Origin of the sequence: uncultured Thiocystis sp., from assembly GCF_903866365.1 — a bacterium.
Classification (GTDB): Bacteria; Pseudomonadota; Gammaproteobacteria; order Chromatiales; family Chromatiaceae; genus Chromatium.
In genome coordinates this window covers 1-5,691 of sequence record NZ_CAIPNF010000356.1, presented here as the reverse complement: position 1 = coordinate 5,691, position 5,691 = coordinate 1, and the positions used below count along the sequence as shown (strand labels likewise).

Below are 5,691 nucleotides of genomic sequence, written 5' to 3'. Positions count from 1 at the left end.
TCGGACTCGGCGGCGTCGTGGGCACGGTGCTGCTGTACGTCATGTGGGCGTACCTGATCTACACCATCGTGATGATCCTGATCCACCTCATCTGGGAATGCACCGAGGACGAATTCAAGCTCGGCGCGCAACGCGCCCTGAAATCCTGCCATCGCATCGGGTCGTACTGCAAAAAAAGTTTCTTTGGGGCCTGCATCGAATCGCGCGATAGCTACTGCTGCTTCAACAGTCCGCTCTCGCGCATCCTGAGCGAACAGATTAAAGGGCAACTCGGCCTGGGGTTTGGCAGCGCCAAACACCCCAATTGCGCCGGCATCGGCGTCGCGACGCTCGCCCACGTCAACTGGGCCGCCATCGACCTGCGCGAATGGCTGCAAATGCTCACGGCGGCCAACCTCGTCATCACCCCGACGCACATGACCTTCGCGGATCTCACCGAAGGCCAGGACAATCGCACCGCAACCCGCCTGGAGAATTTACAGGACGTGAACAGTGTCGCCGGATTTCATCGGGAGGCCGAGACGCAAGGGTGGTCGGAGACCTTGCCCGCCTTGCCCAGGCCCGCGCCGGAATGACCGCCAGACCGCTTCACGACAACCTGGTCGGACGAACGCTCGCCACGCCCGTCATCGACGCCCGCAGTGCCGTCCGCTTGCGCGCGGACGTCGCGCTGACCGACCGCCATCTGGCGACGCGGCGCGCCTGCGGGATCGAGAGGCTCGACCTCCAGCCGGACGCCACGCCGGCGCACGATCCCACACCGCCACTCAGCGCGGCGGCCATGCGCGCGCCAGGCCGGTCGGCAACGCGGGTGGCCGTTGCGTTCGCGTATGTCTGGTCTTAAGATTGGTTTCGGACGCTGCGCGCGGTGGAGAACACCGGCATCGTCAATCCTCGAAAAACTGGCTTTACGGTTCGATGCCTTGTGATCGTATGGAACACGGTCTCGTTGACAGGAGTCGACGACCAGTTGTCAGGAGGACAATTCGCGGGTCGCTTCCGGCAGGCGACTTCATCAAATCTGCGCGTTGGCCCAAACGCCTGCAACCGTGGCAGGCGTCGCGGGATACCCTCTGACTTGACGCCTCGCGTCCTCTGCTTGAACCGCTGCGGCGGTCCGATCTCGTCCGTCCGTCGATGCGACGACGGGAAACGTGCGTCCGCACGACCTTCAAACCGAACCGTTCCGCGCCAGGGATCTGTCGTCTGCGCGTGGCCGCGTCTGTCGCGCCGCGTGCAGTCGCCAGATTTTCCGGCGATCTCACCGGTTGAGATCGTCTATCGCCTGCGCGGGCGATCCATCAAGACCGCGCGCACCATCGGTCAGCCTCGTGCTGACATTTCAACCCGCCAGCCTTTGCTGGTTCACCCCCTGGGGAGAGTCGCCTCTTCCCCTTGGGAAGCATGCGCCTCCCTGATTTCGGAGAAAACGCATGAAGCACCTCCATGCCGCCATCCGTGCCCAGCGCACGGTGGCAAAGTTTGCGACCGGCGTGGCGTCCTGCCACTGGCGGTCGCCGTTTTCAACCCTTCCGACGGCTGAGCGCATTCGGCGCGCGGCCCGCCGCATGGCCACCACGAGGAATTGAACATGGCCGGTGTCAACAAGGTGATTTTGATCGGGAATCTCGGGGCCGACCCCGAGGTCCGCCAACTGCCCAGCGGCGACGCGGTGGCCAATGTCCGCCTCGCCACCAGCGAGTCTTGGAAGGATCGCACGACCGGCGAGAAGCAGGAACGGACCGAATGGCACAACGTCGTGTTCTTCGGAAAACTCGCCGAGATCGTGCAGACGTATCTGCACAAAGGCTCGAAGGTCTATGTCGAGGGCAAACTGCGCACCCGCAAGTGGCAGGACAAGGACGGCCAGGATCGCTATAGCACGGAGGTGGTCGTCGACATCGGCGGCTCCCTGCAGATGCTCGACAGCCGTCAGGGCAGCGGAGCTTCCGGCGACGACGGCCATGCCGATGCGTCGGGATCCGACAATTTTAGCGACGATATTCCTTTTTAAAACGAACGTGACGCGTCACTGATCCGACCTGATCGTCGGATGTTTCCCCACCGGGGCACTCTTGCCCCCAGGGGCCTGGTGTCCCTTTTTTCCGAGGTGCATCATGGCAACGCAAACGCAAAAAATCGCCACGTTACCCGCCTGTCGGCTGGCCATTAATCAGACCACATTGGCCGATGTCGGGATCGATTTCTCGACCTGGCAGGTGCTGGTCGATTCTATTTTTCCGTCCGCAAGACGGTCGAGGGCATCCTGCTTGCCGTGCGCTACTGCCAGGCACGCGGGCTGGATGTCATGAAACGTCCAGTACACGTTGTGGCCATGTGGTCATCGGCGCTCGGACGTGAAGTCGAAACCGTCTGGCCGGGCATCGCCGAAGTCCAGACCACGGCGGCGCGCACCGGACAATGGGCGGGCATGGACCCGGCACGGTTTGGCCGGGAGATCACCCGGACCTTCAAGGGGTCCACGAAGATCAACGGCAACTGGAAAGAGATCGAAGCGGAGGTCACCTTTCCCGAGTGGTGCGAGGTCACGGTCTACCGGATCGTCGGGGGCATCCGCTGCCCGTTTACGGAGACGACTTACTGGGAAGAAGCTTACGCCCGCATGGGCAAGGGCGAAGCGCCGACGTCGATGTGGATCAAGCGCCCGCGCGGCCAACTCATCAAATGCGCCAAGGCCGCCAGCCTGCGTGCCGCTTTTCCCGAAGAGGCGAGTTACACCGCCGAGGAAATGGCCGGCAAGCCGATTGACGGCGAGCTGGTCGCCACAGTCACGGCCGTTGCCACGCCTGTCGTCGCCACGCCCACCGCGCCCACCCGCGCGCGTGATCCCGAGGCGACGCCGGAACCGGAACCGGAAGCCACGCCCGTCGCGGCCAACGAGGCGGACATCGACGCCGCCACGCTGACCCAGATCAAGAGTCTGGTCACGCGCGCCACCAAGAGTCACGCCTGGGCATCGGCGCACGACTACTTCATCACCCGCTTTGAGGGTGGCGTGCTTCAGTTTGCCCTGGAGCGTCTGGTGCAGGCCGAACGCGACGCCGAGCCGCAAGCCGCCTAGCGGCACCATCCCGACCGTTGCGACGGTCGATCCCCCACGGGACGCCACTCCCGTGCGGGGGCGGTGTCTCTTTCGGAGTACACCCAATGCAAGTTGTTAATTTGTCCCAGCGGTCCCCGGAATGGTTGAACTGGCGCTCGCAAGGCGTCACCGCTTCCGAGGCGGCAGTCATTGTCGGGCGCTCGCCTTACAAAACAATCTGGCGTTTGTGGGCCGAGAAAACCGGCTTGTGCGAGCCGGACGATCTCTCGAACAACCCCTTTGTCCAGCGCGGCATGGCACTGGAAGACAACGCCCGCCAAGGCTTCGAGCAGCGGCACAACACCCTGTTGCTGCCGATCTGTGCGGAGTCGGAGCGACACGCCGCACTGCGGTGCTCGTTCGACGGCATCAACGACGACGGCGAACCCGTCGAGTTGAAGGTGCCCGCCCAGGGAACCTGGGACGACATCGCGACCCAGGGCACGGAGGCCAGAGCCTATCAGTTGTACTGGGTCCAGGTGCAATTCCAGATCCTGGTGGCGAACGCCCGCCGGGGCTGGCTGGTCTTCGATCCGCAACGCGCTGGCGTTCTGGCGCTAGAGTTTGAAATCCAACGCGACGAGGCCTTCCTGGAGGGCACGTTGATCCCGGACTGCCTCGCCTTTCACGAGGCCGTTCAGAAGAAAAAGGAGCCAACGCCCGATCCTACCCGCGACTTGTTCGTGCCCGTCGACGACGAACGCTCGCAATGGATGGTGCTCGCGCAGCAGTACCGCGAGGCCGCCGCCCTCGCCAAAACGCTCGACGACGAGCAGAAGGCGATGAAAGCCCTCATGGCCAACGCCCAAACGGGCCTGGTCGGGTTGATGGGCGAGTTTTTGCTCGCCGAACAAGACGGCGTGCGGATCACCCGCTATCGCCAACAAGGGTCGGTGGACTACCCGGCGGTGCTTGCCGAAATTGCACCGGATCTCGATCCGGCGATGCTGGACGCGCACCGTCGCGGTGCCGCCGAGCGGGTCAAAGTGACCGTCAAGGCCGAACCAACGACCAAAACGGAGAACACCGAGAACACGCCCGTCGCCAAGCCCACGCGGGCGCGGCGTCAGCCGAAAGCCAAGCCGGTCGATGTCGCTGTCGCGGTCGAAGAGATCGCGTCAACCGAAGCCGCATCGACGCCTGTCGAGTTTGGCTATTTTTAATCTTTCGCCCCCCCGTTGGGGGGCGGTCAACCGATCCACTCCCGCGCCAGGGATCTGTCGTCTGCGCATGGCCGCGTCGGCCGCGTCGGTCGCGCCGCGTGCAGTCGTCAGGTTTCCTGCGATCTCACCTGGTTGAGGTCGTCATCGCCTGCGCGGGCGATCCATCAAGACCGCGCGCACCATCGGCAAGTTCACGCTTGCATTCAATCGCCAGCATCGCGCTGGTTTACCCCTTGGGGAGCCTCACTCCCCACCAGGGACGTGCGTCTCCTCGATTTTGGAGACGACGCATGACCGCCACCAACACCACCAAAATGTTCGGGATTGCAGAAGCCTTCGGCGTCCCGGCCCGCCCGGAACTCACGATCGAAGGATTCGCCGACGAATCCCATCCGATGATTCCCCGGAAGACCGAGTATCGCTTTCGGCCTGGCCTCTCGGGGCTGATCGCGTTTCTCGGGGAGGCCGCCGGCGATGCCTTCCTGCTGACCGGTCCGACCGGCAGCGGCAAGACGTCCCTGGTGTGCCAGATCGCGGCCCGACTGAATTGGCCGGTCCAGTCCGTGACCTGTCATGGGCGCATGGAACTGTCCGATCTGATCGGGCAGTTCGTGCTCAAAAACGGCACGACCGAGTTCATCCACGGCCCCCTGGCCGTCGCCATGAAGGAGGGTCAGATCCTGATCCTCAACGAGATCGATCTGATGGACCCGTCCGAACTGGCCGGGCTCAACGATGTGATCGAAGGCCAGCCTTTGGTCATCGCGCAACACGGCGGCGAGGTGATTCGTCCGCATCCGAAGTTTCGCGTGTTCGCCACCGGCAATTCCGCCGGCGCGGGGGATACGACGGGCCTGTACCAAGGCGTTTTGCGTCAAAACCTGGCGTTTCTGGACCGGTTCCAGGTGATCAACGTCGGGTATTTGGCGGCGGAGGTCGAGATTGGCGTGTTACAGAAGGCGATTCCCTCGTTGCCCGAGGAAATCGGCGAAAAGATGATTGCGGTCGCCAACGAGATTCGTCGTCTGTTTTTGGGCGAAGGCGAATCGGGGGCTGAACTCACGGTCACGATGTCCACCCGGACCTTGATTCGTTGGGCGCGACTGTCGCTCACCTTCCGGGGTGCGCCCCAGCCGATCGCGCATGCCTTGGAACAAGCCTTGACGAATCGGGCCGATGCCGAGCAACGCGAGGCGATCCATCGGATTGCCGAAGACGTGATGGGGAATCTGTGGTTGGGAGTCTGACGGTGGATCAGTACGAAGTGTACGAGTACATCCATCCGGATGGCCGCACCAAGACGTGGGGCTACCGGCGCATAAGCGCCAACATAGCCGACAAGCCCTTGAAAATCAGTGGAGAGGTGCGATGTGTTAGCTTTTTGCTGCCATGCTCCACGCCCCTCAGCCCGTCGATCTTGCGTTT

Annotated in this window: 6 protein-coding genes; all 6 read left to right on the top strand. The window is 63.2% G+C overall.

All coding sequences use genetic code 11. The features are described 5' to 3' along the window. Positions 1–575, top strand: a 575-nt coding sequence (gene traN, locus QZY07_RS20140; protein ID WP_295406471.1) for a conjugal transfer protein TraN, incomplete at its 5' end; no start/stop codon positions are given. Further along, entirely contained in the window at positions 572–844 is a 273-nt protein-coding gene (locus tag QZY07_RS20135; RefSeq protein ID WP_295406467.1) for a hypothetical protein, read from the top strand. The genes traN and QZY07_RS20135, both read left to right, overlap by 4 nt. A 747-nt stretch (positions 845–1,591) precedes the next feature. Next, positions 1,592–2,014, top strand: coding sequence for a single-stranded DNA-binding protein (gene ssb / locus QZY07_RS20130; RefSeq protein WP_295406464.1), 423 nt, complete (start codon positions 1,592–1,594; stop codon positions 2,012–2,014). A 294-nt stretch (positions 2,015–2,308) separates the two neighbouring features. Then, positions 2,309–3,082 (top strand): recombinase RecT, encoded by a 774-nt coding sequence (locus QZY07_RS20125; RefSeq protein ID WP_363184561.1) that lies wholly within the window; start codon positions 2,309–2,311, stop codon positions 3,080–3,082. 86 nt (positions 3,083–3,168) lie between these two features. After that, the gene (locus QZY07_RS20120) at positions 3,169–4,266 is read left to right on the top strand and encodes a lambda-exonuclease family protein (RefSeq protein WP_295406461.1); all 1,098 of its coding nucleotides are present in this window, start codon (positions 3,169–3,171) and stop codon (positions 4,264–4,266) included. A 290-nt stretch (positions 4,267–4,556) separates the two neighbouring features. Continuing rightward, positions 4,557–5,513 carry an AAA family ATPase gene (locus QZY07_RS20115; RefSeq protein WP_295406458.1) on the top strand — a complete coding sequence of 319 codons (957 nt, stop codon included), beginning with the start codon at positions 4,557–4,559 and terminating at the stop codon, positions 5,511–5,513. Positions 5,514–5,691 lie beyond the last annotated feature (178 nt).

Coding starts and splice junctions, on each gene's coding strand:
- QZY07_RS20135 (WP_295406467.1), top strand. CDS start 572: ATGACCGCCAGACCGCTTCACGACAACCTGGTCGGACGAACGCTCGCC.
- QZY07_RS20125 (WP_363184561.1), top strand. CDS start 2,309: ATGAAACGTCCAGTACACGTTGTGGCCATGTGGTCATCGGCGCTCGGA.
- QZY07_RS20115 (WP_295406458.1), top strand. CDS start 4,557: ATGACCGCCACCAACACCACCAAAATGTTCGGGATTGCAGAAGCCTTC.
- QZY07_RS20120 (WP_295406461.1), top strand. CDS start 3,169: ATGCAAGTTGTTAATTTGTCCCAGCGGTCCCCGGAATGGTTGAACTGG.
- ssb (WP_295406464.1), top strand. CDS start 1,592: ATGGCCGGTGTCAACAAGGTGATTTTGATCGGGAATCTCGGGGCCGAC.